Genomic DNA, 24,064 nt, shown 5'->3' on the forward strand with positions numbered 1-24,064 from the left:
GGCGCCCGGCCCCAGGCCGCAGGACGCGGAAAAGCTAAGGAACGCGATGCTCGAACTACTTCTCGCCACCCCGTTCGTCCTGGCGCTGCTGGTCGGTGCGCTGCCGCGCGCCCGTCGCCGCACCGCGGCGTGGCTGGCCGGGCTGGCGCCCGTCGCTGGCCTGGTGCTGCTGGCGCTGCTCACCAGCACGGTGGTCGAGGAAGGCGCCGCGCGCAGCCTGCGCGAGTGGATCCCCGGGCTGGGCCTGGCCTTCAGCCTGCGCCTCGACGGCCTGGCGTGGATGTTCGCCGGCCTGGTGCTCGGCATCGGCGGGCTGATCGTCCTCTACGCCCGCTACTACCTCAGCGAAGACGACAGCATGCCGCGCTTCCTGGCGCTGCTGCTGCTGTTCATGGGCGCGATGCTGGGCATGGTGCTGGCCGGCAACCTGCTGCTGCTGGCCGTGTTCTGGGAAATGACGAGCATCAGCTCCTTCCTGCTGATCGGCTTCTGGCACCACCGCCGCGACGCCCGCGACGGCGCGCGCATGGCGCTGGTGATCACCGGCGCCGGCGGCCTGGCGCTGCTGGCGGGCGTGGTGATGATCGGCAACATCGTCGGCAGCTACGAGCTGGACGTGGTGCTGGCCTCGGGCGAAATGCTGCTGGCGCACCCGCTGTACCCGTGGGTGCTGGTGCTGGTGCTGGCGGCGGTGTTCACCAAGAGCGCCCAGTTCCCCTTCCACTTCTGGCTGCCGCAGGCGATGGCGGCGCCCACGCCGGTGTCGGCCTACCTGCACTCGGCGACGATGGTGAAGGCCGGCGTGTTCCTGCTGGCGCGCCTGCACCCGGCGCTGGCCGGCAGCGACCTGTTCATGTACCTGGTCAGCACCGTCGGCGCGGTCACGCTGCTGGTGGGCAGCTGGTACGCCATCTTCCAGCACGACCTCAAGGGCCTGCTCGCCTACTCCACCATCTCGCACCTGGGCCTGATCACCCTGCTGCTGGGCCTGAGCACCGACATGGCGGTGGTGGCGGCGCTGTTCCACATCATCAACCACGCCACCTTCAAGGCGTCGCTGTTCATGGCGGCCGGCATCATCGACCACGAGGCCGGCACGCGCGACATGCGCCGCCTGGGCGGCCTGCTGAAGTTCCTGCCGGTGACCGGCGCGCTGGCCATCCTGGCCAGCCTGGCCATGGCCGGCATCCCGCTGCTCAACGGCTTCCTCTCGAAGGAAATGTTCTTCGCCGAGGCGCTGGCCATCGAGGGCCACGAGCTGCTGCGCTTCGGCGTGCCGGCGGCGGCGCTGCTGTTCGGCGCGTTCGGCATGGCCTACAGCCTGCGCTTCGTGCACGACACCTTCTTCGGCAAGGGCCCGCGCGCGGTCGAGGCCGAGGTGCACGAGCCGGTTCGCTTCATGCGCGCGCCGGTGGCGCTGCTGGTGGTCGCCTGCCTGGTGGTGGGCATCGCGCCCGGCCCGACCGTGGGCGCCGCGCTCGAGATCGCCGCGCGCGGCGTTCTCGGCCCGGACCTGCCCTATTACAGCCTCTCGATCTGGCACGGCTTCAACCTGCCGCTGGCGATGAGCGCGGCCGGCGTGCTGGCCGGCATCGCGCTCTACTTCGGCCTGCGCCGGCTGTTCGACCTGCACGCCGTGGTGGTGCGCGCCACCGGCCACCGCCTTTTCCGCCTGAACATCGACACGCTCTTCCGCGCCGCCCAGCGCGCCACCAAGGCGATCGCCAACGGCAGCCTGCAGCGCAGCCTGACGTGGCTGGTCGTGGCGGCGGTGGTGGCGGGCGCCGCGCCCTACGTCGTTTCCTGGCCCGGCGGCGGCCTGGCGGTGCCCGACCTCGCCTTCGGGCAGGCCATGGGCCGCCTGGAGTGGGTGATCTGGGTGCTGCTCGTCGGCTCGACGCTGATGACGCTGGTGCACTACCGCCAGCGCCTGCTGGCCGTGATCGTCATCGGCGGCGTGGGCCTGGCGGTGAGCCTGACCTTCGTGGCGCTGTCGGCGCCCGACCTGGCCCTGACGCAACTGCTGGTGGAGATGGTCACGCTCTCGCTGCTGCTGCTGGGCATGCACTACCTGCCCGCCAGCTCCTCGCCCGAGCGCAGCTGGCCGCGCCGCCTGCGCGACGGCGCCATCGCCGCGGTGGCCGGCCTGGGCACCGGTGCACTGGCCTACGCGATGATGACGCGCCCGCCGGTCGGCATCGCCGACGAGCTGCTGGCGCGCTCGCTGCCCGAGGCCTGGGGCACGAACGTGGTGAACGTGATCCTGGTGGACTTCCGCGGCTTCGACACCTTCGGCGAGATCACCGTGTTCGGCATCGCCGCGCTGGTGGTGCACGCCATGCTGCGGCGCGCGCGCATGGCGCCCGAGGCGGTGATGCCCGGGCCGCCGGCCAAGCTGCCGGTGCCGGCTGATCTCGCGCAGATCATGTTCCCGCTCACGCTCACGGTGTCGATCTTCCTGTTCCTGCGCGGCCACAACCAACCGGGCGGCGGCTTCATCGCCGGCCTGACCCTGGCGGTGCCGCTGCTGATCCAGTACGTGATCCAGGGCGCCGCCTCGGTGGAGTCGCGCTTCGGCTTCGACTACATCCGACTGGTGGCCGTCGGCCTGGCCATCGCCGCCATCACCGGCCTGGTGGCGATGGCGCTGGGCCTGCCCTTCCTCACCAGCGGCTACACCTACCTGGACCTGCCGCTGCTGGGCAAGATCCCGCTCTCGAGCGCCGCCGCCTTCGACCTGGGCGTCTACCTGGTGGTGTTCGGCGGCACGATGCTGATCCTTTCGATGATGGGAACCCTCAAGCCCTCGCGCCGGCTCGAGGCCCGCACCGGCGTGCTCGATCCCGCGCGCCGATCCCCCCTGACCGCGGAGGTGGACTGATGGAACTGGCGATGTCGAGCGCGATCGCCCTGCTGGTCTTCGCCGGCGTTTACATGATGCTGCGCGCGCGCAGCTTCGACGTGATCCTCGGGCTCACCCTGCTGTCGTATGCCACCAACCTCCTGATCTTCTCCAGCGGCCGCCTGGTGGCCGGCAAGCCGCCGGTGCTGCGCGACGGCATCGCGGCCACCTCGGCCAGCTACACGGATCCGCTGCCCCAGGCGCTGGTGCTCACCGCCATCGTCATCGCCTTCGCGATGACGGCCGTGACGATCGTGCTGGCCATGCGCAGCCGGGCCGACAACCACTGCGACCACGTTGATGGCCGCGAGGAGGCTCAGCGATGAGCCAGCTGCCGGTCCTTCCGATCCTGCTGCCGCTGCTGGGCGGCGCCCTGTGCCTGTTCGCCGAGCACCGCCGCTTCGGCGCCACGGCGCAGCGGCTGGTGGCCTGGTCATCCATGCTGGCCACGCTCGTGGCCGCCATCGCCCTGCTGGGCCTGGCCCGCGGCGGCGAGGTCACCGCCTACCTGCTCGGCGACTGGCCCAACCACCTGGGCATCGTGCTGATGGTCGACCGCCTCTCGGCGCTGATGGTGCTCACCACCAGCGTGCTGGCCGCCGCCTGCCTGCTGCATGCCTGCTCGGGCTGGGACCGCCGGGCGCCGCACTTCCACGCCCTGTTCCAGTTCCAGCTGGTGGGCCTCAACGGCGCCTTCCTCACCGGCGACGTGTTCAACCTGTTCGTGTTCTTCGAAGTGATGCTGATCGCCTCCTACGGCCTGCTGCTCAGCGGCGGCCGCGGCGTGCGCATGCGCGCGGGCCTGCATTACGTGGCCTTCAACATCGCCGCCTCCACCCTGTTCCTGGTCGGCCTGGGCATGACCTACGGCATCTTCGGCACCCTGAACATGGCCGAGCTCTCGGCCCGGGTGGCCGCCCTGCCCGCCAGCGACCTGGCCATCGCCAAGGCCACGCTGGGCCTGCTGCTGGTGGTGTTCTGCGCCAAGGCGGCGCTGCTGCCGCTCTACCTGTGGCTGCCCGATGCTTATGCGCGCGCGCCGGCGGCGGTGGCGGCGCTGTTCGTGATCATGACCAAGGTGGGCATCTACTCCGCGCTGCGCATCAGCCAGCTGCTGCTGGGCGAGCCGGCCGGCCCGCTCGCCGGCTACGGCCAGGACTGGCTGGCCTGGGGCGCGGTGGGCACGCTGGCGCTCGGTGCGCTGGGCGTGCTGGCGGCGGCGCGCCTGCGCGTGCTTTCGGCCTACCTGGTGCTGGTGTCGGCGGCGACCCTGTTCATCGCCTTCTCGCTGCGCGCCGAGGCGGCGCTGGGCGCGGGGCTCTATTACCTGCTGCACAGCACCTTCGTGGTGGCGGCGCTGTTCATGATCGCCGACCTGGTGCGCCGCGGCCGCGGCGACGAGATGCGCGACCTCACGCATCCGGTGGCCTCGCCGGCGGTGCGCAAGGTGGCCGGCGTGATGTTCCTGGTGGCCGCCGTGTCGGTGGCCGGCCTGCCGCCGCTGTCGGGCTTCGTGGGCAAGCTGGCGCTGCTGCAGGCGGTACCCGAGGCCGACGTGGCCTGGGTCTGGACGGCCATCCTGGCCAGCAGCCTGATGGTCATCGTCGGCCTGGTGCGCGCGGGCAGCAACCTGTTCTGGCGCGTGCCGCCGGCCGGGCCCGAGATGGCCGGCCTGCGCCCCAGCACCACGCGGCCGGTCGAGACCGCCGCCACGGTGCTGCTGCTGGCGCTGGGCGTGGCGCTGTCGCTGGGCGCGGCGCCGGTGGTCGAGTACACCCGCGCCACCGCGGCGCAGTTGATGTCGCCGCAGGACTACGTGCGCCAGGTGCGCGACACCGCCCCGGCCTGGAGGAACCCGTGATGCTGCGCCGCTGGTTCCCCTCCCTCCCGCTCACGCTCACCATCGTGGCCTTCTGGCTGGTGATGAACGATGCCTTCAATCCGGCGCACATCGCCTTCGGCCTGTTCCTCGGGCTGGTGATCCCGCTGTTCGCCACGCGCCTGGACCGCGAGTTCGCCCGCATCGGCAAGCTGCGCGGCGTGCCGATGCTGGTGGTGCACCTGCTTTGGGACATCCTGGTCTCGAACCTGGTGGTGGCCCGGCAGGTGCTCGGCAGCGAGAAGCGCATCCACCCGGGCTTCGTCTGGTACCCGCTGGAGCTGGACAACATCCACGGCATCGCCGCGCTCACCAGCATCATCACGCTCACCCCGGGCACGGTGACCGCGGAGCTCTCGGGCGACCGCAAGTACCTGCTCATCCACGTGTTCAACCTCGATGACCGCGATGCCCTGGTGGCCGGCATCAAGGAACGCTACGAACGACCGCTGATGGAGATCTTCCCATGACGCCTGGCACCGCCCCGACCCTGGGCCTGCTCGAGCCCGCGATCGTCGCCTCGATGTTCGTGGTGAGCATCGCGATGCTGCTCTCGCTCTACCGCCTGCTGCGCGGCCCGACCGTCCCCGACCGCATCCTCGCGCTCGACACGCTCAGCGTCACGGCCATCGCCGAGCTGATGCTGCTGGGCATGTACATCAAGTCCTCGATCTACTTCGAGGCGGCGCTGATCATCGCCATGCTGGGCTTTGGCTCGACGGTGGTGCTGAGCAAGTACGTCATCCGCAGGGACATCGTCGAATGAGCGCCTTCGTCGAGATCCTCCTCGTGTTCCTGCTGGCCGCCGGCAGCGCCTTCGTACTGGTGGGCGCCTACGGCCTGGTGAAGCTGTCGGAGTTCTTCAAGCGCCTGCACGGCCCCACCAAGGCCAGCACGCTCGGCGTGGGCTGCCTGCTGGTGGCGTCGGTGGGCTACCACGCCTACATCGGCAGCGACCCGCAGCCGCGCGAGCTGCTGATCACCGCCTTCCTGTTCATCACCGCGCCGATCAGCGCGCACCTGATGGCCAAGGCGGCGCTGTCGCTGCGCATGGACGAGATGCCGCAACTGCCGGGCGGCAGCGAGGACACCCACGTGCCCGAGCGCCCCGACCACGCGCCGAACGAGCGCGCGTGAGCGTGGCCGGCCGCCTCGCGCCCCTGGCGCTGCCGGCCGGTCCGCTGCTCGCGCTCGCGCTTTACTTCATCGCCGACGCCCAGGGCCAGTCGCACGCGCTGGCCGCCACCCTGGGCCTGACCGGCTGGTGCGCGCTGTGGTGGGTGCTTGAACCCGTGCGCGCGCCAGTGACGGCGTTGCTGCCGCTGGCCGCCTTCCCGATGCTCGGCGTGCTCGACGCCAGGCAGGTGGCGCAGAGCTACGGCCACGAGCTGATCCTGCTGCTGGGCGGTGGCTTCATGCTCTCTCGCGCGCTCGAGCGCAGCGGCGCGCACCGGCGGCTGGCGCTGGCGATGGTGCGCGCCTTCGGCGGCCACAGCGGCCGCGCGCTGCTGTTCGGCTTCCTGGCCGCGGTGGGCATGATCAGCATGTGGATCTCCAACACCGCCACCACCCTGCTGATGCTGCCGGTGGCGATGGCCATCCTGCAGCATTACCCGGATCCGCGGCTGGCCGCGCCCCTGGTGCTGGCCATCGCCTACGGCGCCAGCGTAGGCGGCCTGGGCACACCGATCGGCTCGCCGCCCAACCTCGTATTCATGCAGGTGTATGCCGAGGCCACGGGCACGCGCTACGGCTTCCTCGACTGGATGATGGTGGGCGTGCCGGTCGTGCTGCTGCTCCTGCCGCTGATGGGCTGGTGGCTGGGCCGCAACCTCGCCGGCGCGCCGGCGGCCGCGCTGCCCGAGAGCGGCGCCTGGACGCCGGGCGAGCGGCGGGTGCTGTGGGTGTTCGCGCTTACCGCCGCCGCGTGGATCTTCCGCAGCGAGCCTTTCGGCGGCTGGAGCGCCTGGCTGGGCCTGGAAGGCGCCAACGACGCCAGCGTGGCCCTGCTGGCGGTGGTGGCGCTGTGCGTGATCCCGGACGGCAAGGGCTCGCGCCTGCTCGACTGGGAAACCGCAGAGCGCGTGCCCTGGGGCGCGCTGGTGCTGTTCGGCGGCGGCATCGCGCTGGCCTCGGCCTTCCAGAGCTCGGGCCTGAGCGATTCGGTCGCGGCCTCGCTGTCGGGCCTGAGCGCGCTGCCGCTGCCGGTGCTGCTGCTGGGCATCGTGGGCGGGGTGGTGCTGCTGTCGGAAATCGCCAGCAACACCGCCACGGCCGTGCTGCTGATGCCCATCCTCGCCGCCACCGGCATGGCGGTGGGCGTGGACCCGGCGCTGTTCATGTTCCCGGCCGTGCTGGCCGCCAGCGTCGGCTTCATGCTGCCGGTGGCCACCGCGCCCAATGCCATCGCCTACGGCAGCGGCGCGGTGGACGCCCGCACCATGCTGCGCGAAGGCGCAGTGCTCGACGTCATCGGCGTCGTGGTGCTCTGCGCCGTCTGCTACGTCGCCTTCGGCTGAACAAGACAAACCAGGTTGGTGTTATCCAACCTGGTTCACGCGGTTCATTTCTTGCGGGGAAGGTAGAGGTCGGTGATGGAGCCGTCCTGGATCTCGGCGGCCATCGCCACCGACTCGCTCAAGGTCGGGTGCGGGTGGATGGTGTGGCCGATGTCGGCGGCTTCGCAGCCCATCTCGATGGCCAGGGCGACTTCGGCGATCAGGTCGCCGGCGTGCGGGCCGACGATGCCGGCGCCGATGACGCGCTCGGTGTGCTCGTCGAAGATGAGCTTGGTGAAGCCCTCGGTGCGGCCGATGCCGACCGCGCGGCCGGACGCCGCCCACGGGAACTTGGCCAGGCCCACCGCCAGGCCCTTGGCCTTGGCCTCGGTCTCGGTGACGCCGACCCAGGCGATCTCCGGGTCGGTGTAGGCCACCGACGGGATCACCCGCGCCACCCACTCCTTCTTGTGGCCGGCGGCCACTTCCGCCGCCAGCTTGCCCTCGTGCGTGGCCTTGTGCGCCAGCATCGGCTGGCCAATGAGGTCGCCGATGGCGAAGATGTGCGGCACGTTGGTGCGCATCTGCCGGTCCACCGGGATGAAACCGCGGTCGGTGACGGCCACGCCGGCCTTGTCGGCGCCGAGCTTGCCGCCGTTGGGCGCGCGGCCGACCGAGACCAGCACGCGGTCGTACTTCGTCTCCGACGGCACCGCGTCGCCCTCGAAACTGGCGTGCAGCGCGTCCTTCTTCGCCTCGACCTTGGCCACCTTGCACTTGAGGTGCACCGCGACGCCGCGCTTCTTGAGCAGGTCGGCCAGCGGCTTGACCAGGTCCTTGTCGGCGCCCGGCATCAGCTGGTCCATGAACTCGACCACGGTGACCTGGCTGCCCAGCGCGGAATACACGCAGGCCATTTCCAGGCCGATGATGCCGCCGCCGACCACCAGCAGCTTCTTCGGCACTTCGGCCAGCATCAGCGCGTCGGTGGAATCCATCACGCGCGCATCGTCCCAGGGGAAGCCGGGCAGCTTCACCGGCTGCGAGCCGGCCGCGATGATGCACTTCTCGAAGCGCACGAGCTTCACGCCTTCCTGCGTGCGCACCTCGATTTCGTTGGACGAGACGAAGCTGCCCGTACCGGTGAGCGTGCGCACCTTGCGCTGCCTGGCCATGCCGGCCAGGCCCTTGTTCATCTGGGCGACGACCTTGTCCTTGTGCGCGCGCAGCTTGTCGAGGTCGATCTTCGGCTGGCCGAAGTCCACGCCGAAGTCGTGCGCGTGTTTCGCCTCCTCGATGACCGCGGCCGCGTGCAGCAGCGCCTTGGACGGGATGCAGCCGACGTTGAGGCAGACGCCGCCCAGCGCCTCGTAGCGCTCGACCAGCAGCACGTCCAGGCCGAGGTCGGCCGCGCGGAAGGCGGCGGTGTAGCCGCCGGGGCCGGCGCCGAGCACGAGCAGGCCGCATTCGACATCGGCCTTCCTTCCGGACGTAGGAGCGCCTTCAGGCGCGAAGTCCTTGTTTGCCGCAGGCGGAGGCGAAGGCGGGGGCGAAGGCAAAGGATTCGCGCCTGAAGGCGCTCCTACAGGGGTAGTGGCGTCGGCAGCGGCGGCAGCCTCGGCGATCGCGATCACGTCGCCCGCCGACACCGTGTCGCCCACCTTCACCTTGAGCGCGACGATCTTGCCCGCGGCGCTGGCCGGCACTTCCATCGTCGCCTTGTCGGACTCGAGCGTCACCAGCCCCTGGTCCTTCTTCACCACGTCGCCGGGCTGCACGAGCAGCTCGATCACCGGCACGTCCTTGTCGTCGCCGAGGTCGGGAACACGAAGTTCGATCTGGGCCATGGTTTTCTCCTGCAGGTGCCGGCGCGGGCGCCGGGCGGGGTTTCAGGTGGCCTGGCGCCAGCGGGCGTAGAGCTCCGGCCGGCGGTCGGCGAGGTTCTTGACGGTGCCGTTGCGGCGCGCCTCGAGCAGCGCGGCCAGGTCGAGGTCGGCGAACACGATCTGCTCGGCCTGGGCGCTGGCCTCGGCGGCGATGCCTTCGGGCGGGAACGGGAAATCGCAGGGCGTGTAGACGGCCGACTGCGCGTACTGGATGTCGAAGTTGGCCACGTTCGGGCAGTGCCCGACGTTGCCGGCCGCGACCACGTACACCTGGTTCTCGACCGCGCGCGCCTGGCAGCTGTAGCGCACGCGCAGGTGGCCGGCGCGCACGTCGGTGCAGTACGGCACGAACAGCACCAGCGCGCCCTGTTCGGTGAGGTGGCGGCCGAGCTCGGGGAACTCGCTGTCGTAGCAGACCATGATGCCCACCGGGCCGGCATCGGTGACCAGCACGTCGGCCGCGTCGCCGCCGCCCACCGCCCAGCTGCCCTGCTCGCTGGGCGTGATGTGCAGCTTGTCGCGCCGGTGCAGCGCGCCGTCGCGGGTGGCGATGAAACACGGGTTGCGCAGCGTGCCCTCGTCGGTGCGCGTGGGATGCGTGCCGCCGATGACGTGGATGCGGTACTGGCTGGCAAGCCGCTGCAGCAGCGCGGTGAAGGCCGGCGTGTGCCGGCTGAGGCGTTCGACCGCTTCGGCCGGCGTCAGCAGGCGCGGCTCGGCGCTCAGCAGCTGCAGGGTGAAGAGCTCGGGGAAGAGCACGAAGTCGCTGCCGTAGTCGGCGGCGACGCGGACGAACTCCTCGACCTGGGCCGCGAACTCGTCGAAACCCGAGACCCGGCGCTGGCCGTACTGCACCGCCGCCACGCGAACGCGCGCCGGCGGCTGGCCGGGAACGGCGGGCAGCGGCTGCGCCATCAGAGCAGCAGCCGGCGCAGGTCGCCCAGCACCTGGGCCAGGTAGCTGGTGAAGCGCGCGGCGGCGGCGCCGTCGATCACGCGGTGGTCGTAGCTCAGGCTCAGCGGCAGCATCAGGCGCGGCGCGAATTCGCCGCCGTTCCACACCGGCTTCATCGCGCTGCGCGAGACGCCGAGGATGGCCACCTCGGGCGCGTTGATGATGGGCGTGAACGCGGTGCCGCCGATGCCGCCCAGCGAGCTGATCGAGAAGCAGCCGCCCTGCATGTCGGACGAACTGAGCTTCTTGTCGCGGGCACGGGCGCTGATCTCGCCGAGCTCGCGGGCCAGCTCCAGCAGGCCCTTGCGGTCCGCGTCGCGGATCACCGGCACCACCAGGCCATCGGGCGTGTCCACCGCGATGCCGATGTTGAAGTACTTCTTGAGCACCAGCTCGTCGCCGTCGAGCGAGGCGTTGAAGGCCGGGTACTTCTTCAGCGCCGCCACCGCCGCCTTGATGAGGAAGACCAGGGGCGTGACCTTCACGTCCTTGTTCTCCTCGCCCAGCTTCTTGCGGAAGGCCTCCATCTCGGTGATGTCGGCGTCGTCGAACTGGGTGACGTGCGGGATCATCGCCCAGTTGCGCGCCAGGTTGGCGCCGCTGAGCTTCTGGATGCGCGAGAGCGGCTGGCGCTCGGTGTCGCCGAACTTCGAGAAGTCCACCTTCGGCCAGGGGATGAGGTCCAGGCCGCCACCGCCACCGGCGCGCGGCGCGGCGCCACCCGCCATCACCTGCTTGACGAAGGCCTGCACGTCCTCGCGGGTGATGCGGCCGGCGCGGGCGCTGCCGGCCACCTGGGCCAGGTCCACGCCCAGCTCGCGGGCGAATACGCGCACCGCGGGGCTGGCGTGCGGCACCTTGCCGGGCATCAGCGCGTCGGCTTCGAAACGCACCGGCGGCGTGCTGGGGTTACCGGCGTTCATGGCCGGGGCGGCCGGGCCCGGCGCCGGGGCGGCCTTCGGTGCGGGCGCGGGGGCAGGTTTGGACTCGACGGCGGGGGCCGGCGCGGCCTCGGCCTTCGGCGCGGGCGCGGCGGCGGCCTCGCCGGCAGCCGGCTCGATCAACGCCACCACCGAACCCTCCGACAGCTCGTCGCCGACCTTGACCTTCAGCTCGCGCACGATGCCGTCGAAAGGCGCCGGCACTTCCATCGTCGCCTTGTCGGATTCGAGGGTGACCAGGCCCTGGTCCTTCTTCACTGCGTCGCCGGGCTGCACCAGCAGCTCGATGACGGGTACGTCCTTGTCGTCGCCGATATCCGGCACCCGCGCTTCCTTGAGCTCGGCCATGGTCCACCTGGGGTTTGAGACGTTGGGCCGGCTATTGTCCCCCCCTCGCGGCCAAAAAAAACCCCCCGGGGGGTGCCGGGGGGCCTGGGGAGCGCAAACACCGGCGGCCACGCGTGCTGGTCGCGGCCGGGAGGGGCCCCGCGGGGGCCCAAGCGCCATGAAACTTCCGGGACGGTGCCAGTCCCTTCGATGCCAAGGCTGGCGCCAGCGTTGCGGCGCCGCCTGTGCCATTTGGGACAGCCCGGGCCCCACTTGGTTCCCTGGCGTTTTCACCCGGCCTTTGCGCCGGCCTCACCACTGCTTGATGTCGGCCGCAGCACCCTGCACGGCAACCGGCGAGTGGCCGGCCCCCCGACCAGGAGAATTCGATATGAAGCGCCTCGTGCTCACCAGCCTCGCCCTCGCCGCCGCGTTCGCCGCTTCCAGCGCCAGCGCCCAGGGCTTCAGCGCCACCCTCGGCTACACCAACGTCAACCCGAAGTCGAACAACGGCACCCTCGCCGGCGCCAGCGCTTCGGTGAACGATGACTGGAGCGCCACCGGCAGCGTCGCCTATGCCTTCAACGACAACTTCTCGCTCGAGCTCTGGACCGGCCTGGCCAACTTCGAGCACGAAGTCAGCCTCGCGGGCCTGGGCACCATCGCCAGCGTCAAGCACCGCCCGACCACCCTGAGCGTGAACTACCACTTCGCCCCCGACAGCAAGGTCCGTCCGTTCATCGGCGCCGGCTACGGCTGGGTGAATGTCTCGGGCGAGCAGACCCTTGGCGCCCTGGCGGGCCTCGGCATCGACGGCACCAACTCGAACGGCCTGAGCTACGGCGGCGGCGTGGATATCTTCTTCACCGACCGCGTCTTCCTGCGCGCCGACGTGCGCAAGCTCGACTTCGACACCGACGTGACCGTCGAGACCCTGGGCAACGTGGGCACCGCCACCGTCGACCCGCTCGTCTACGGCCTGAGCGTCGGCCTGACGTTCTGATCCAATCCGGGCGGGGCGCGCTGGCGCCCCGCCCGGTGCAGGCTTTACGGCTTGTCCTGGGCGCGCCTCTCGGCGCGCTTTTGCTTGTGGAAGGCGCGGAACTCTTCCTTGCTCAGTTCACCGTTGCCATCGGTGTCGATGGCGGCGAAGTTCTCGGCGATCCGCGGCGCCTTGTCGCCGAGTTCGGCGCGGCTGATGGCGCCGTTGCGGTCGTCGTCCATGCCGACGAACAGGCCGGCCATGTAACCCTGCATGCGGCCCATGCGCATGCCGCGCTGGCCATGGCGCATCTTGCCGCGCATCGCGGCCATTTCCTCGCGGGTGATTTCGCCGTCGGCGTTGGCGTCGATGCGCTCGAAGCGCTCGGCCAGGCGCGGCATCGCCTGCGCCTCGGCGCGGTCGAGGCTGCCGTTGCCGTTCTTGTCGGCTTCGGCCCAGCGGGCCTCGGCCTTGGCGCGCCACTCGGCGCGGGCGGCCTCGCGGTCGCCCGCAGTGCCCTGCTGGGCGAAGGCCAGGCCGCTGGCCAGGGCCAGCGCGGTGAAGATCAGGGTCTTGCGCATTCGCGTTCTCCGGTTGATGGCGGTCGAATCCGCCCACGCAGACAAGAACGCGTCGCGCCGGGCCGGGTTGACCGCGACGGCATGCAGCGACGGAGGCGTTCAGCTTGCCCGGCCCGGCGGGCTGGGGCATCGTTGTCGGCACGCACCGGAGGCCCGCCATGAACCGCAACGCGCTCGCGATTCCCCTGCTGCTCGCCCTCGCCGCCTGCTCGCGCGACCCGGAACCGGTCGCCACGCCCGACCCGGCGCCCGAACCCGCGCCCGCCCCGGAGGCGGCCGCCCCCGATGCCGCGGCTGCACCCGCCGGCCAGGTGCCGCGCGCCTTCCTTTGCCGCGGCAACGAGCCGTTCTGGGCGCTGGACGCGGTGGTGGACGGCGCCGTGCTCAAGACGCCCGACGGCGAAACCGCGCTGGCCGGCGAACTTCGCGCCACCGAGGGCGGCGCCTTCACTTTCCGCGGCGCGCCCGCCGACCAGCCCGAGGCGATCACCGGCGCGGTGATTTCGCCCGGGCAGTGCTTCGACACCATGGCCGACGGCCCCGCCATGCCCTACAGCGCCGTGCTGGGCTTCGCCGATGGTCGCCAGGGCACGGGCTGCTGCACGGTGGAGTTCGGCCTCGACCTGGGCGCGGCGCCGGCCTTCGATGCCGCGGGCAAGCCCGCCGAGGACTGGTCGCGCCTGCTGCCCGACCTGGGCGCCTCCGTGCTGCGCTGCGCCTACGACGGCGGCGTCGCCACCGACGCCGTCACCAAGGCCTGGCCGATGAACCAGGGCCTGGCCGGCGTGCGCCTGCGCGACAGCAGCGGCGCGCGCTTCGACTGCGTGATCGACCTGGGCCAGGGCGACATCGAGTCGGTGCAGGCCGTGGCGGCCGACGACCAGCTGCCCGGCGAAGGCTCGCCGCTGTGGCTGCCGGCCGGCGGCACGCCGCCGGTGCTGCACTGCGGCCGGGTCGAGCGCGTGCTCAACGCGGACGGGCTGGTGACGGGCTGGCTGCACTATCCGGAAGGCTGTCCGGCCCCGGCCGGCGGCTGATTGGCCGATTTCGCCCTGAAGGTGTCGTTTTAGCCACTGACGGGCCGAATCCGCCGGCGCGAACCTGTGCCTGGCCCGGGCGTTCCCGGGCCGCCACGAGGAGAACGCCATGAAACGCCTTCTGATGATCGCCCTGTCCGCCCTCGCCTTCTTCCCCGGACTCGCGCCGGCGACCGGCCCGGCCGCCGATGACGCCGTGTTCGTCGAGGGAGCCCGTTACGACGCCGTCCTGCACCGCCGCGAGCACCGCTGGCGGCTGCTGCCGGCCGAGGGCGCGGACCTGCGCCTGCGGGTGTCGGAAACCTGCCGGGCCGGCGAATTGCCGCCCCGCGGCCTGTGGCTGCTGACCCTGGACGCGGCGGGCCACCCGACCCTGGTGGCGCCGTCGGCCACGCCGCTGCCGTCGGGTCATCCCGGCATGGTGCGCCTGGTCGGCTGCGACCAGCCGCTGCCGGCCGGCCTGCCCGCGCTGACGGTGCCGGCCGCGCTGAGCGAGTGGCTGGCCGAAAACTCCGGAGCGATTTATGTCACCGACTGAGCGGCCCTTCACCCTCGGCCTGCTCGCGCTCGACGGCGCGCTGGCCTCCGGCCTGACCGCACCGATGGACATGCTGCGCATCGCCAACAAGCTCGGCGAACTGCGCAACCCAGCGGCACCGCCGCGTTTCGCCACCGTGCTGGTCGGCGCGCGCGGCGAGCCCACCATGACCGACGCCGGCGGCATGCAGCTCGGACCGGTGCGTTCGCCCGACCAGGCGCTCGACCTGTTGCTCGTGCCCGGCTACATGCACGCCAGCGCCAACGACGCGGTGGCCCGGCTGGCCCGCTACGGCCCCGAGCTCGAGCTGCTGCGGGCGCTGTCGCTGCGCGGCGTGCCGCTGGCGGCGAACTGCTGCGGCGCGCTGCTGCTCGCCGAGGCCGGCCTGCTCGACGGCCACCGGGCCACCACCAGCTGGTGGCTCGATGGCGTGTTCCGCGCGCGCTACCCGCGGGTGTCGCTGGACGTGCAGCGCCTGGTGGTGGAGGACGGCGGCATCGCCACCACCGGCGCCAGCACGGCGGTGATGGGCTACCTGCTGCAGCTGCTGGCCCGGGTGGCCGACCCCGCGCTGGCCCAGCACACCGCGCGCATGATGCTGATCGACCCCGACCGCCAGAGCCAGGCGCCCTACATCAGCCACGCCCTGGCCGAGCGGCCCCGGCACTCGCTGCTCGAGAAGGCCGAGGGTTTCCTGCAGCGCGAACTGCACCGCGAGCTGAGCATCGCCGAGCTGGCCGGGCACTGCGGCACCAGCGAGCGCAGCCTGCTGCGGCACTTCCGCCAGCACTACGGCGCCAGCCCGCTGTCGCACCTGCAGCACCTGCGGGTGGAACGCGCCAAGGCGCTGCTGGAGACGACGCTGCTGAGCTTCGAGGAGATCGTCGAGCGCTGCGGCTACAGCGACACCTCGAGCTTCCGCAAGCTGTTCAAGCGTGCGACCTCACTGACGCCCGCCGACTACCGGCAGCGCTTCAGCCTGCGCGCGCCCTGAGCCGCGGCGGCGCTTGAGCCCGAACAGCGGCCGCAGGAAAGCCACGCGCCGCACCAGCTCGTGGCCGAGCGCGCAGGCGGCCAGGGTTCCCAGCACCACCAGCGGGGCCTCGACCCACACCGGCAGCCCGCGCGGCACCAGCCAGTAGGCCAGCAGCACGGTGGCGCTCTGGTGCAGCACGTACCAGGGGTACACCGCCTCGCTGGCGTAGGGCAGCCAGCGGAAGGGCCGGTTGAGCAGGTGGTGGCCCCAGGCCAGGATCGCCAGCAGCGCGGTCCAGGCGTAGAGCGCGCGCAGGCAGCGCATCGCCGCCAGCGCGATGGGGTCGAAGCTCAGGTCCGACATCAGCAGCGGCACGTACGCCAGGCCCAGGCCCAGCGCCGCCAGCGCCAGCGGCGCGCGCAGGCGCAGCAATTCGCTCCAGAAAGCCTCGCTGCGCGCCAGCAGGTAGCCGAGCAGGAACACGGTGAAGTACTCGGCGTGGCGGTACCAGTCGCTGAGCAGGTCGCGTTCCGCATTGCCGAAGGGCTCGAGCAGGGTGTTCATGTACAGGGCCAGCAGGGCCGCCGGCACCAGCACCAGCCAGGGACCGCGCAGCGCGCCCAGCCAGTCCGCGAGCCCGCGGCCGGCGCGGCTGCGCAGCAGGGGCAGCAGCAGCGCCAGCACCATGGTGTAAGTCCACAGGTAGGCCAGGTACCACAGGTGGTTCCAGGTGACGCCGTATTCGGCGCCGTCGAAGCCGCCCTCGGGCCAGGGCTGGAGCTGCAGGTAGCGGGCCATGAAGGCGCCGAAGCCGGGCTCGATCACGCCGTTGGCCACGGCCTGGCAATAGGCCTGCACCGGCACGATGGCCAGCATGCCGAACACCAGCGGCAGCAGCAGCCGCCAGGTGCGCAGCAGGGCGAAGCGGCCGGGCTGGCGCTCGGGCTGGAACAGGCCGATGGCCAGGCCCGAGAGCAGGAAGATCAGGTCCATGCGCCAGCGGTTCATGGCCACCATGGGCCACTGCAGCCACTCGTAGGTGTGCGTGGACTTGAGGTGCCAGCCCCAGTCGTGCACGTAGAGCATGCCGCAGTGGTAGGCGATGAGCAGGGCGAAGGCGATCACGCGCAGGGCGTCGAGGTCGTGGCGGCGGGTCATGCGGGCTCCGTGGGACGTTGGCCGGGCCAGCGTGGGCGGCATCGCCTCGCCGCGCCCAGCGCCGGGGGACGGCGCGCGGGCCGGCGGGGACGAACGGCGGAGCCGCGGGACGAAACGGGACCGCCGCAGGGCGCCGGCGCCTACAATGCGGGCATGTCCGAACCTGCACCCGCCAGCGCCTACCAGCGATACCAACCCTGGCGCCGTTGGGTGGAATGGGGCAGCTGGATCACGCTGATCGGCCTGGGCGCCATCGCCGAGACCCTGGTGGTCGGGATGGAGATGCGCCGGGCCGGCCTGCCCCACCACCCGATGGAGCCGGCCGTCTGGGAAGTCAGCAGCCACCTGGTGGTGCTGGCCCTGGTGCCGGCGATCGCGGCCTGGACCCGCGCCTTCCCGCTGCACCTCGACACCCTGGCGCGCACCCTGCCGGCCTGGCTGCTGGGCAGCGTGCTCTATTCGCTGCTGCACGTGCTGGGCATGGTGGGCCTGCGCGAGGCGGTCTACGCGCTGGCCGGCGCCGATTACGATTTTGGCCCCTGGGGCCGGCAGCTGCTGTACGAGTACCTCAAGGACGGCCGCACCTTCCTGCAGTTCGCGCTGATCATCGAGGGCTACCGCTTCATCCTGCGCCGCCTGCAGGGCGAGGCGCGGCTGCTCGACGCGCCCGACGACGCCCCGCCGGAGGCGCCGGTCGAGCGGCCCGAGCGCTTCCTGGTGCGCAAGCTGGGGCGTGAATTCCTGGTGGCGGCCAACGACATCGAGTCGCTGCAGGCTTCGGCCAACTACGTGAACCTGCGGGTGCGCGGGCGCGAATACCCGCTGCGCTCGACCCTGGCGGCGGTGGAGCAGCGGCTGGACCCGGCGCGCTTCCTGCGCGTGCACCGCAGCTACATGGTCAACCTCGACCACGTGGCCAGCATCGAGCCGCTGGACACCGGCGACGCCCGCATCCACCTGCGCGACGGCAGCACCCTGCCCTGCAGCCGGCGCTACCGCGCGGCGCTCAGGGAGCGGACCGAGTAGCCCCGTCGCGCGGGCGGTGCAGGGTGCCCAGCAGCCAGTCGCCCAGCGGGTAGGTGATGTTGAAGTTGCGGCTGGCCATCAGCCGCGGGTCGTGGTGCGCCTGGTGCAGCCAGCGCAGGCGCCGCACCAGCCCGATGCGCGCCAGCCAGTGGCTGTCGGGCAGGTGGTAGGCGGTGTGCAGCACCTCGTAGTTGAGGTAGTAGGCGATGCCGGTGGCCACGAACAGCCAGGCCACGTTGGCCGAGACGAAGGCCTCGAGCAGGAACCACACCGGCGCCGCGAAGCCGCCGAAGAAAAACACCACCAGCACGGGCGGGAACAGCAGCACGCGGAAATCGCGGCGCGACTCGACCAGCATCGCTTCGTGGGTGAAAAACCGGTGGTGCTGGCCGGCGTGGCGCTTGTAGATCAGGCCCAGCCCGGGGAAGGGCCGGTGCATGGGCCAGCGGTGGCCGACGTATTCGACCAGGTTGGCGTACACCAGCGAGGCCGGCACGACCAGCCACTCCCGCCACGACACCGCCTCGAGCTGCAGCAGGCAGGCCGCCAGGATCAGCGGCACCACCCCGAACGTGAACAGCGCATGCGCCGTCCCGCTGTAGTGCGCCGGGATCTCCGTCGCCCGGTACTCCGCCCGATACCTCTCCACCGCCGCCGGCAACCCGTCCACCCGCCCTTCTCCACGATTGGGGTCCGGGAACATTAACGCTTTAATCCCGCGATTGAAGCGTTAATGTTCCCCGACCCCATTTCAAGGCGGGCGGGATGAGCAGGAAGATCGTGCATGTGGACATGGACGCGTTCTATGCGTCCGTGGAGCAGCGCGACGACCCGTCGCTGCGCGGGCGGCCGGTGGTGGTGGCCTGGCGGGGGGCGCGGTCGGTGGTGTGCGCGGCCAGCTACGAGGCGCGCAAGTTCGGCGTGCGCTCGGCCATGCCGGCGCTGCGGGCCGAGAAGCTGTGCCCACAGGCGGTGTTCGTGCCGCCGGATTTCGCACGCTACAAAGCCGTCTCGCGCCAGGTGCGGGCGATCTTCGCCCGGCATACCGACCTGATCGAGCCGCTCTCGCTCGACGAGGCCTACCTCGACGTCACCCACGACAAGCTGGGCCTGGGCAGCGCCACCGCCGTGGCCGAGGCCATCCGCGCCGCCATCCGCGAGGAAACCGCGCTCACCGCCTCGGCCGGCGTGGCGCCCAATAAGTTCCTGGCCAAGATCGCCAGCGACTGGAACAAGCCCGACGGCCTGTTCGTGCTCAAGCCGGCGCGGGTGATGGCCTTCCTGGCGCCGCTGCCGGTGGGCCGCCTGCCCGGCGTGGGCCGGGTGATGGAGGCCAACCTGGCGGCCCTCGGCATCCGCACCGTCGGCCAGCTGCGCGAACACGGCCCGGCCGCGCTCGAGCGCCGCTTCGGCCGCTGGGGCCGGCGCCTGCATGAATTGTCGCTGGGCATCGACGAGCACCCGGTGCAGTCCGAGCGCCCGACCACCCAGGTCTCGGCCGAGGACACTTTCGAAACCGACCTGCCGCTCGAACACACCGGCGAGGCCATCACCCGGCTGGCGGAAAAAGCCTGGCTGGCCGCCCGCCGCGAAACCGACCGCAGTCCGCGCACGGTGGTGCTCAAGCTCAAGACGTCGGACTTTCGCATCCTCACCCGCAGCCTCACGCCGCCGGTGCCGCCGGGCACGCTCGAGGAGTTCACCGCCATCGCGCTCGAACTGCGCCAGCGCGTGGAGCTGCCGGCACGCACGCGCTACCGGCTGGTGGGCGTGGGCCTGGCCAACTTCCGCCACCACGACGAGATGCCGCCCCAGGCCGGGCTGTTCGACCCGCCCAAATGAAAGGGGCCGGCGTGGCCGGCCCCTTTCGATTCACAACGCGACCCGGCTCAGTAGTACAGGTCGTAGAGCACGTCCAGCACCAGGCCCGTGGTGATGGCGACCAGCACCACGTCGCGGTCCACGCGCACCCAGCGGTGGCCGTAGGGCGGCGGCGGCAGGCGGTAGTGGCGATAGTCCACGTAGTACGGGCGGCCGTAGTAGGCCGGCGGCAGGCGGTGGCCCACCTGCCAGCGGTAGGCGCGGTAGCCCGGCGGATAGACGTAGCGCACGGTCGGGCGGTAGCGGTACTCCGGACGCCAGTAGTTGCCGCGCCAGCGACGGTCGTCGTGGCGGGCGTAGCGATGGTCGTAACGACGGTCATGGCGCCAGTCGCGGCGGTCGTCACGGCGGTCGTCGCGCCAGTCGCGGCGGTCATCGCGGCGGTCGGCGCGCCAGTCGCGGCGGTCATCACGGCGGTCGCCGCGGTGGTCGCGACGGTCATCGCGGCGGTCGGCGCGCCAGTCACGGCGGTCGTCGCGGCGGTCGCCGCGGTTTTCGCGACGGTCCTCGCGGCGCTCGCCACGGTGCTCGCGGCGATCCTCGCGCCAGTCGCGGTTTTCGTCGTTGCTGGCGGCGATCGCCGCGGCCACGCCCCTCAGGCGCGGGTCGTCGGCCTGCGCCGGCAGCGCGGCGGCGCCGGCGACCAGGGCAGCCAGGGACAACACCATAATCTTCTTCATCGTCGTAACCCTCGGGGAGCGGCCGTGGGCGGCGGATGCCGTCCACGGGGCGCATGGTTGTCTCCGCGGCACTGAATTGCCCTTGAATCCTCCGTTGCCCCGGCGTGAAGCCTCGCCACGCATTCAGCCTGCTGAACGCCTGCGCCGGCTCGGCTAGAATCCGGGCCCTACCCCAACGGATCGAGCGCCATGCCTTCCTTCGACGTCGTCTCCGAAGTCGACAAGCACGAACTGACCAACGCCGTGGACACCGCCAACCGCGAACTCGGCAACCGCTTCGACTTCAAGGGCCAGGACGCCAGCTTCGAGCTCGATGGCTTCGTGGTCACGCAGAAGGCGCCCAGCGATTTCCAGCTCAAGCAGATGCTCGACATCCTGCGCGGCCGCCTGGTGGCCCGCGGCATCGACATCCGCTGCCTGGACGTGGCCGAGCCGGAGGTGAACCTGGCCCAGGCCCGGCAGAAGATCACCATCAAGCAGGGCATCGAGCAGAAGCTGGCCAAGAAGATCGTCGCCACCCTCAAGGAAGCCAAGCTCAAGGTCGAAGCCCAGATCAACGGCGACAAGCTGCGCGTCACCGGCAAGAAGCGCGACGACCTGCAGGACGCCATCGCCCTGCTCAAGAAGACCGACCTCGAGATCCCGCTGCAGTTCGAGAATTTCCGCGACTGATCCGAAGGCCCGGGGTCGGAGTCAATTTTGCGGGCAGTGGTCGCGAACCGGGCCGGATCCGGCCCGCAAAATTGACTCCGACCCCTGCCTCAATGCCACAGCTTGGCCAGGTCTTCTTCGGTGGCGATGCGCCATTGGCCGGGGTGCAGGCCCTCGAGCCCCAGCCCGCCGATGTGCGTGCGGTGCAGCGCCTCGACGTGGTTGCCCACCGCCGCGAACATGCGCCGCACCTGGTGGTAGCGGCCCTCGTGCAGCACCAGGCGCGCGTGGCGCGGGCCCAGGGCGTCGAAGCCGGCGGGCGCCAGCGGCGTGGTTTCCGACTCGAGCATCAGCGTGCCGGCGCCGAACACCGCGCCCTCGTCGCCGCGCAGGTCCTGGGCCAGCGTCGCTTCGTACACCTTGGGCAGCTTCGACCTGGGCGAGATGATCCGGTGCAGCAGCGCGCCGTCGTCGGTCATCAGCAGCAGGCCCGAGGTGTCGCGATCGAGCCGGCCGACGGTGGACAGCACCGGGTTGCGCAGGCGGAAGCGCGGCGGCAGCAGGTCGTACACCACGCGGCCCGGGTCCTTGGTGGAGCAGGTGTAGCCCACCGGCTTGTGCAGCAGCAGCAACAGGCCCGGCGCCGGATCGAGCGGCTCGTCGTCGACGCGGATGGTTTCGTGCGCCACCACGTCGTCGGCGTAGAGCACTTCGCCGTGCGCATCGGTGACGCGGCCCTCGCGGAACATCAGCGCCACCTGCTTGCGGCTGCCGTAGCCCAGGTTGGCCAGCAGTTTCACCAGCTTCATGCGGCCACCTTGCGGGCTTCGACCACCTTGAACCCCGCTTCGTCGGCGAGCTTGCGCACCTGCCCGAAGCCGCGCGCCAGCGCCTGCTCGTAGGGCAGGTGCCGGTTGGCCACCAGCAGCAGCCGCCCGCCCGGGCGCAGCGCCGCGGCCGCGGTGGCGATGAAGGCCTGGCCCAGCTCGGGCAGGTCGGCCCGGCCCTGGTGGAAGGGCGGGTTGGTGACGATGAAATCGAAGGTGCCCGGCACGCCGGCGACGACGTCGTGCCAGTGGAAGGCCACCGGCACGTGCGCGCCCGCGAGATTGCGCCGCGCCAGTTCCAGCGCGCGCGCCTCGGCTTCGAACAGGTCGAGCCCGGCCACGCCCGGGCAGCGCGCCAGCACCTCGCTGGCCAGGTAGCCCCAGCCGGCGCCGAGGTCGGCGCCCCGGCCGGCCAGGTCGGTCGGCAGGTGTGCAGCCAGCAGCGCCGACGCCGCGTCGATGCGGTCCCAGGCGAACAGGCCCGGCCGGCTTTCGAAGCGGCCATCGAGGATGGGGCGCGGCGCATCCAGCGCCAGCCACTGCGCCAGCAGCTCGCGATCGACCGCCTCGCCCAGCGGCGCCGTCCACGCGGCGCGGCAGTGGTTCTTGGTCAGCACCTGCACCGGGCCGGCCAGCTTCGCCAGGTCGTCCTGCATGGTGCGCGCGCCTTCCTTGTTGGCCGCGCAGGCCAGCACCACGCCACCGGCTTCGCACTGCGCCACGGCACGGGCCAGCAGCGCGCGCGCTTCCTCGCGCTGGCGCGGGGCCAGCAGCATCACCAGCGGGAACCGCCCCAGGTTTTCGCCCGACACCTCGAAGCCGTCGCGCGCCAGCGCGTCGGCGAAGGGCTTGAAGCCCTGCTCGCACACCGGCCGGTGCACGCGCGCGGCGTTGAGCGCCGGACCGGTGCGCGCGCGCAGGAACAGCGCTCCGCCCGGCGGCGGCCAGGCGACGGCGCCGGAATCCGGCACCATCAGCAGGGTGTCGAGCGCGGGGTCGGCGTGGGCTGGCGACAAGTCGGGTCTCGCGGGCGGCGTGGGGCCGCAAGTCTAGCGCGGGCTCAGGCGTCGACCGCCACGCGGTCGCGTCCGGCCGACTTGGCCGCGTACAGCGCGCGGTCGACGGCCCGGTACAGGCCCTCGCCGTCGCCGTGCCGCAGCGGGTCGAAGCGGCCCACGCCGATGCTCACGGTCAGCGGCACGCGCGCGCCGGCGCAGTCGAGCGCTTCGTGGGCGAGCTGCCGGCGCAGGGCCTGCGCCGCCTCGGCCGCGACGCCGCCCTCGCCCTCCACCAGCACGCCGAATTCCTCGCCGCCCAGCCGCGCCATCAGCGCGCGATGCGGCGCGAACGCGCGCTGCAGCCGGTCGGCCAGCGCGACCAGGCAGGCATCACCGGCCACGTGGCCGTGGCGGTCGTTGACCTGTTTGAAGTGGTCGATGTCGAGCACGACCAGGCTGAAGCCCGGGCCACCGTGGGCGGCCTGCAGCGCCAGCTGGTCGAGCCGCGCGGTGAACTCCCGGCGGTTGGCCAGGCCGGTCAGCGGGTCGGTGCGGCTGAGCCCCTCGTAGAGGTCGCGCTGCTCGCGCAGGGCCATGTCCAGCTCCAGCCGGCGCCGGTACTCGGCATGGGTGCGCACCAGCGCGCCCGCCAGGTAGAGCGCGTAGAAGGTGAGCGCCACCGCCAGCGCACGCTGCGAGGGGTCGGCCCAGAGCAGCACCAGCGGCGGCAGGAACAGCGCGGTGGCGCCGACGGCACCGAACATCCGCACGGTGGTGTAGACGTTCACGAAGACGGTGGCGTAACCGATGGTCGCCACCAGCGAGACCATCCTCACCTGCGGGTCGACCCGCGGATCGAGCAGCAGCCAGGCCTGCACCGCCGACCAGGCCAGCGGCGCCAGCGGCAGCACCCAGGCATAGCGGCGCAGCCAGCGCCGGTTGGCGGCCTCGTCCTCGCGCGGCGGCGGGCGCATGGCCAGGCGCAGCACGCCCAGGGCCAGGAAGGCCGCCACCATCGCGAATGCCGGCACGGGCGCCATCTCGTGGGCGTCGGCCAGCCAGCCCACCACCACCCAGCCGAACAGGTACAGGAAACCGGCGAACTTCGAGCGGTCGTAGGTATCGGCGACGATCTGCGAAATGCGCCAGGCGCGCAGGCTCGACGACCCGACGGCGGGGCCGTTCGTGCTCATGCCTGGCGATCGCCGGGGCTCATGGCCGCCCACGTTCCGGCAGGGCACCGCGCCAGTCAAGCGGGCCGGGGCCCTGCCCGCAAATCGCCCCCCGGGGGCCACACAATGGCCGCATCCGGCGCGCAGCCTGCGCCCCACCCTTCCACCGG

At 71.6% G+C, this 24,064-nt stretch carries 24 protein-coding genes; 14 read left to right on the forward strand and 10 right to left on the reverse strand.

What is annotated here, in order from left to right; genetic code table 11:
* Positions 1 to 46: 46 nt before the first annotated feature.
* Genes ABS41_RS08735 through ABS41_RS08765 form a run of 7 tightly spaced genes read left to right on the forward strand, consistent with a single transcriptional unit; the run spans position 47 to position 7,300 of the window.
* Positions 47 to 2,881 carry a monovalent cation/H+ antiporter subunit A gene (locus ABS41_RS08735; RefSeq protein ID WP_290592978.1) on the forward strand — a complete coding sequence of 945 codons (2,835 nt, stop codon included), beginning with the start codon at positions 47 to 49 and terminating at the stop codon, positions 2,879 to 2,881.
* The gene (locus tag ABS41_RS08740) at positions 2,881 to 3,228 is read left to right on the forward strand and encodes a Na+/H+ antiporter subunit C (RefSeq protein WP_290592980.1); all 348 of its coding nucleotides are present in this window, start codon (positions 2,881 to 2,883) and stop codon (positions 3,226 to 3,228) included. Before ABS41_RS08735 ends, ABS41_RS08740 begins: the two co-directional genes overlap by 1 nt.
* Positions 3,225 to 4,763, forward strand: a complete 1,539-nt coding sequence (locus tag ABS41_RS08745; RefSeq protein WP_290592982.1) for a monovalent cation/H+ antiporter subunit D — start codon at positions 3,225 to 3,227, stop codon at positions 4,761 to 4,763. Before ABS41_RS08740 ends, ABS41_RS08745 begins: the two co-directional genes overlap by 4 nt.
* Positions 4,748 to 5,251 (forward strand): Na+/H+ antiporter subunit E, encoded by a 504-nt coding sequence (locus tag ABS41_RS08750; protein ID WP_290593215.1) that lies wholly within the window; start codon positions 4,748 to 4,750, stop codon positions 5,249 to 5,251. Before ABS41_RS08745 ends, ABS41_RS08750 begins: the two co-directional genes overlap by 16 nt.
* Before the next feature lie 53 nt (positions 5,252 to 5,304).
* The gene (locus ABS41_RS08755) at positions 5,305 to 5,547 is read left to right on the forward strand and encodes a K+/H+ antiporter subunit F (RefSeq protein WP_290593217.1); all 243 of its coding nucleotides are present in this window, start codon (positions 5,305 to 5,307) and stop codon (positions 5,545 to 5,547) included.
* Entirely contained in the window at positions 5,544 to 5,918 is a 375-nt protein-coding gene (locus ABS41_RS08760; protein WP_290592985.1) for a Na+/H+ antiporter subunit G, read from the forward strand. Before ABS41_RS08755 ends, ABS41_RS08760 begins: the two co-directional genes overlap by 4 nt.
* Complete coding sequence (locus ABS41_RS08765; protein WP_290592987.1) at positions 5,915 to 7,300, forward strand: SLC13 family permease; 1,386 nt, start codon at positions 5,915 to 5,917, stop codon at positions 7,298 to 7,300. Before ABS41_RS08760 ends, ABS41_RS08765 begins: the two co-directional genes overlap by 4 nt.
* Before the next feature lie 44 nt (positions 7,301 to 7,344).
* Here ABS41_RS08765 and lpdA read toward each other — a convergent pair whose 3' ends face one another.
* The 3 genes from lpdA to aceF are packed head-to-tail and all read right to left on the reverse strand — an operon-like array spanning position 7,345 to position 11,408.
* Positions 7,345 to 9,126, reverse strand: a complete 1,782-nt coding sequence (gene lpdA, locus ABS41_RS08770) for a dihydrolipoyl dehydrogenase (protein WP_290592989.1) — start codon at positions 9,124 to 9,126, stop codon at positions 7,345 to 7,347.
* Between the two features lie 42 nt (positions 9,127 to 9,168).
* The gene (locus tag ABS41_RS08775) at positions 9,169 to 10,080 is read right to left on the reverse strand and encodes a carbon-nitrogen hydrolase family protein (RefSeq protein ID WP_290592991.1); all 912 of its coding nucleotides are present in this window, start codon (positions 10,078 to 10,080) and stop codon (positions 9,169 to 9,171) included.
* Positions 10,080 to 11,408: a dihydrolipoyllysine-residue acetyltransferase gene (gene aceF, locus ABS41_RS08780; protein WP_290592993.1), complete on the reverse strand. Its 1,329-nt coding sequence runs from the start codon at positions 11,406 to 11,408 to the stop codon at positions 10,080 to 10,082. Before aceF ends, ABS41_RS08775 begins: the two co-directional genes overlap by 1 nt.
* Before the next feature lie 370 nt (positions 11,409 to 11,778).
* Between aceF and ABS41_RS08785 the strand changes: the two genes are divergently transcribed.
* Positions 11,779 to 12,390: an OmpW family outer membrane protein gene (locus ABS41_RS08785; RefSeq protein WP_290592995.1), complete on the forward strand. Its 612-nt coding sequence runs from the start codon at positions 11,779 to 11,781 to the stop codon at positions 12,388 to 12,390.
* 44 nt (positions 12,391 to 12,434) lie between these two features.
* On the opposite strand, the gene ABS41_RS08790 is transcribed toward ABS41_RS08785, so the two are convergent.
* A complete protein-coding gene (locus tag ABS41_RS08790) occupies positions 12,435 to 12,950 on the reverse strand; it encodes an EF-hand domain-containing protein (protein WP_290592997.1) in 516 nt (171 codons plus the stop codon).
* Positions 12,951 to 13,108: 158 nt separating this feature from the next.
* Here ABS41_RS08790 and ABS41_RS08795 point away from each other — a divergent pair, with 158 nt between their 5' ends.
* The 3 genes from ABS41_RS08795 (at position 13,109) to ABS41_RS08805 (ending at position 15,519) form a co-directional block, all read left to right on the forward strand.
* Entirely contained in the window at positions 13,109 to 13,987 is an 879-nt protein-coding gene (locus ABS41_RS08795) for a hypothetical protein (protein ID WP_290592999.1), read from the forward strand.
* A gap of 109 nt (positions 13,988 to 14,096) precedes the next feature.
* Positions 14,097 to 14,525, forward strand: a complete 429-nt coding sequence (locus tag ABS41_RS08800; protein WP_290593001.1) for a hypothetical protein — start codon at positions 14,097 to 14,099, stop codon at positions 14,523 to 14,525.
* Positions 14,512 to 15,519: a helix-turn-helix domain-containing protein gene (locus ABS41_RS08805; protein WP_290593003.1), complete on the forward strand. Its 1,008-nt coding sequence runs from the start codon at positions 14,512 to 14,514 to the stop codon at positions 15,517 to 15,519. The genes ABS41_RS08800 and ABS41_RS08805 overlap by 14 nt, the downstream gene beginning before the upstream one ends.
* Here the strand turns inward: ABS41_RS08805 and ABS41_RS08810 are convergent.
* Entirely contained in the window at positions 15,469 to 16,659 is a 1,191-nt protein-coding gene (locus tag ABS41_RS08810) for an acyltransferase family protein (RefSeq protein WP_290593005.1), read from the reverse strand. The genes ABS41_RS08805 and ABS41_RS08810 overlap by 51 nt on opposite strands.
* A 153-nt stretch (positions 16,660 to 16,812) precedes the next feature.
* Here ABS41_RS08810 and ABS41_RS08815 point away from each other — a divergent pair, with 153 nt between their 5' ends.
* Positions 16,813 to 17,685, forward strand: a complete 873-nt coding sequence (locus ABS41_RS08815; RefSeq protein ID WP_290593007.1) for a LytTR family DNA-binding domain-containing protein — start codon at positions 16,813 to 16,815, stop codon at positions 17,683 to 17,685.
* Here ABS41_RS08815 and ABS41_RS08820 read toward each other — a convergent pair.
* Positions 17,666 to 18,355: a sterol desaturase family protein gene (locus ABS41_RS08820; RefSeq protein ID WP_290593009.1), complete on the reverse strand. Its 690-nt coding sequence runs from the start codon at positions 18,353 to 18,355 to the stop codon at positions 17,666 to 17,668. The two genes, ABS41_RS08815 and ABS41_RS08820, sit on opposite strands and share 20 nt — an antisense overlap.
* 95 nt (positions 18,356 to 18,450) lie before the next feature.
* On the opposite strand from ABS41_RS08820, the gene dinB reads away from it, so the two are divergent.
* A complete protein-coding gene (dinB, locus tag ABS41_RS08825; RefSeq protein ID WP_290593011.1) occupies positions 18,451 to 19,527 on the forward strand; it encodes a DNA polymerase IV in 1,077 nt (358 codons plus the stop codon).
* Between the two features lie 47 nt (positions 19,528 to 19,574).
* On the opposite strand, the gene ABS41_RS08830 is transcribed toward dinB, so the two are convergent.
* Positions 19,575 to 20,228, reverse strand: a complete 654-nt coding sequence (locus ABS41_RS08830) for an RcnB family protein (RefSeq protein WP_290593013.1) — start codon at positions 20,226 to 20,228, stop codon at positions 19,575 to 19,577.
* A gap of 207 nt (positions 20,229 to 20,435) precedes the next feature.
* Between ABS41_RS08830 and ABS41_RS08835 the strand changes: the two genes are divergently transcribed.
* On the forward strand, positions 20,436 to 20,918 hold the full coding sequence (locus ABS41_RS08835; protein ID WP_290593015.1) for a YajQ family cyclic di-GMP-binding protein: 483 nt from the start codon (positions 20,436 to 20,438) through the stop codon (positions 20,916 to 20,918).
* A gap of 89 nt (positions 20,919 to 21,007) precedes the next feature.
* Here ABS41_RS08835 and ABS41_RS08840 read toward each other — a convergent pair whose 3' ends face one another.
* The 3 genes from ABS41_RS08840 to ABS41_RS08850 all read right to left on the reverse strand — a co-directional run bounded on the left by ABS41_RS08840 (position 21,008) and on the right by ABS41_RS08850 (position 23,915).
* Positions 21,008 to 21,706, reverse strand: a complete 699-nt coding sequence (locus tag ABS41_RS08840) for a pseudouridine synthase (protein ID WP_290593017.1) — start codon at positions 21,704 to 21,706, stop codon at positions 21,008 to 21,010.
* Positions 21,703 to 22,698, reverse strand: coding sequence for a methyltransferase (locus ABS41_RS08845; RefSeq protein ID WP_290593219.1), 996 nt, complete (start codon positions 22,696 to 22,698; stop codon positions 21,703 to 21,705). The genes ABS41_RS08840 and ABS41_RS08845 overlap by 4 nt, the downstream gene beginning before the upstream one ends.
* Before the next feature lie 86 nt (positions 22,699 to 22,784).
* Positions 22,785 to 23,915 (reverse strand): diguanylate cyclase, encoded by a 1,131-nt coding sequence (locus ABS41_RS08850; RefSeq protein WP_290593019.1) that lies wholly within the window; start codon positions 23,913 to 23,915, stop codon positions 22,785 to 22,787.
* Positions 23,916 to 24,064 lie beyond the last annotated feature (149 nt).

It is taken from the genome of Arenimonas sp. SCN 70-307, assembly GCF_001724815.1.
Classification (GTDB): domain Bacteria; phylum Pseudomonadota; class Gammaproteobacteria; order Xanthomonadales; family Xanthomonadaceae; genus Arenimonas.

Coding starts and splice junctions, on each gene's coding strand:
- ABS41_RS08735 (WP_290592978.1), top strand. CDS start 47: ATGCTCGAACTACTTCTCGCCACCCCGTTCGTCCTGGCGCTGCTGGTC.
- ABS41_RS08740 (WP_290592980.1), top strand. CDS start 2,881: ATGGAACTGGCGATGTCGAGCGCGATCGCCCTGCTGGTCTTCGCCGGC.
- ABS41_RS08745 (WP_290592982.1), top strand. CDS start 3,225: ATGAGCCAGCTGCCGGTCCTTCCGATCCTGCTGCCGCTGCTGGGCGGC.
- ABS41_RS08755 (WP_290593217.1), top strand. CDS start 5,305: ATGTTCGTGGTGAGCATCGCGATGCTGCTCTCGCTCTACCGCCTGCTG.
- ABS41_RS08760 (WP_290592985.1), top strand. CDS start 5,544: ATGAGCGCCTTCGTCGAGATCCTCCTCGTGTTCCTGCTGGCCGCCGGC.
- lpdA (WP_290592989.1), bottom strand. CDS start 9,126: ATGGCCCAGATCGAACTTCGTGTTCCCGACCTCGGCGACGACAAGGAC.
- ABS41_RS08775 (WP_290592991.1), bottom strand. CDS start 10,080: ATGGCGCAGCCGCTGCCCGCCGTTCCCGGCCAGCCGCCGGCGCGCGTT.
- aceF (WP_290592993.1), bottom strand. CDS start 11,408: ATGGCCGAGCTCAAGGAAGCGCGGGTGCCGGATATCGGCGACGACAAG.
- ABS41_RS08785 (WP_290592995.1), top strand. CDS start 11,779: ATGAAGCGCCTCGTGCTCACCAGCCTCGCCCTCGCCGCCGCGTTCGCC.
- ABS41_RS08790 (WP_290592997.1), bottom strand. CDS start 12,950: ATGCGCAAGACCCTGATCTTCACCGCGCTGGCCCTGGCCAGCGGCCTG.
- ABS41_RS08795 (WP_290592999.1), top strand. CDS start 13,109: ATGAACCGCAACGCGCTCGCGATTCCCCTGCTGCTCGCCCTCGCCGCC.
- ABS41_RS08800 (WP_290593001.1), top strand. CDS start 14,097: ATGAAACGCCTTCTGATGATCGCCCTGTCCGCCCTCGCCTTCTTCCCC.
- ABS41_RS08805 (WP_290593003.1), top strand. CDS start 14,512: ATGTCACCGACTGAGCGGCCCTTCACCCTCGGCCTGCTCGCGCTCGAC.
- ABS41_RS08810 (WP_290593005.1), bottom strand. CDS start 16,659: ATGACCCGCCGCCACGACCTCGACGCCCTGCGCGTGATCGCCTTCGCC.
- ABS41_RS08815 (WP_290593007.1), top strand. CDS start 16,813: ATGTCCGAACCTGCACCCGCCAGCGCCTACCAGCGATACCAACCCTGG.
- dinB (WP_290593011.1), top strand. CDS start 18,451: ATGAGCAGGAAGATCGTGCATGTGGACATGGACGCGTTCTATGCGTCC.
- ABS41_RS08835 (WP_290593015.1), top strand. CDS start 20,436: ATGCCTTCCTTCGACGTCGTCTCCGAAGTCGACAAGCACGAACTGACC.
- ABS41_RS08840 (WP_290593017.1), bottom strand. CDS start 21,706: ATGAAGCTGGTGAAACTGCTGGCCAACCTGGGCTACGGCAGCCGCAAG.
- ABS41_RS08845 (WP_290593219.1), bottom strand. CDS start 22,698: ATGGTGCCGGATTCCGGCGCCGTCGCCTGGCCGCCGCCGGGCGGAGCG.
- ABS41_RS08850 (WP_290593019.1), bottom strand. CDS start 23,915: ATGAGCACGAACGGCCCCGCCGTCGGGTCGTCGAGCCTGCGCGCCTGG.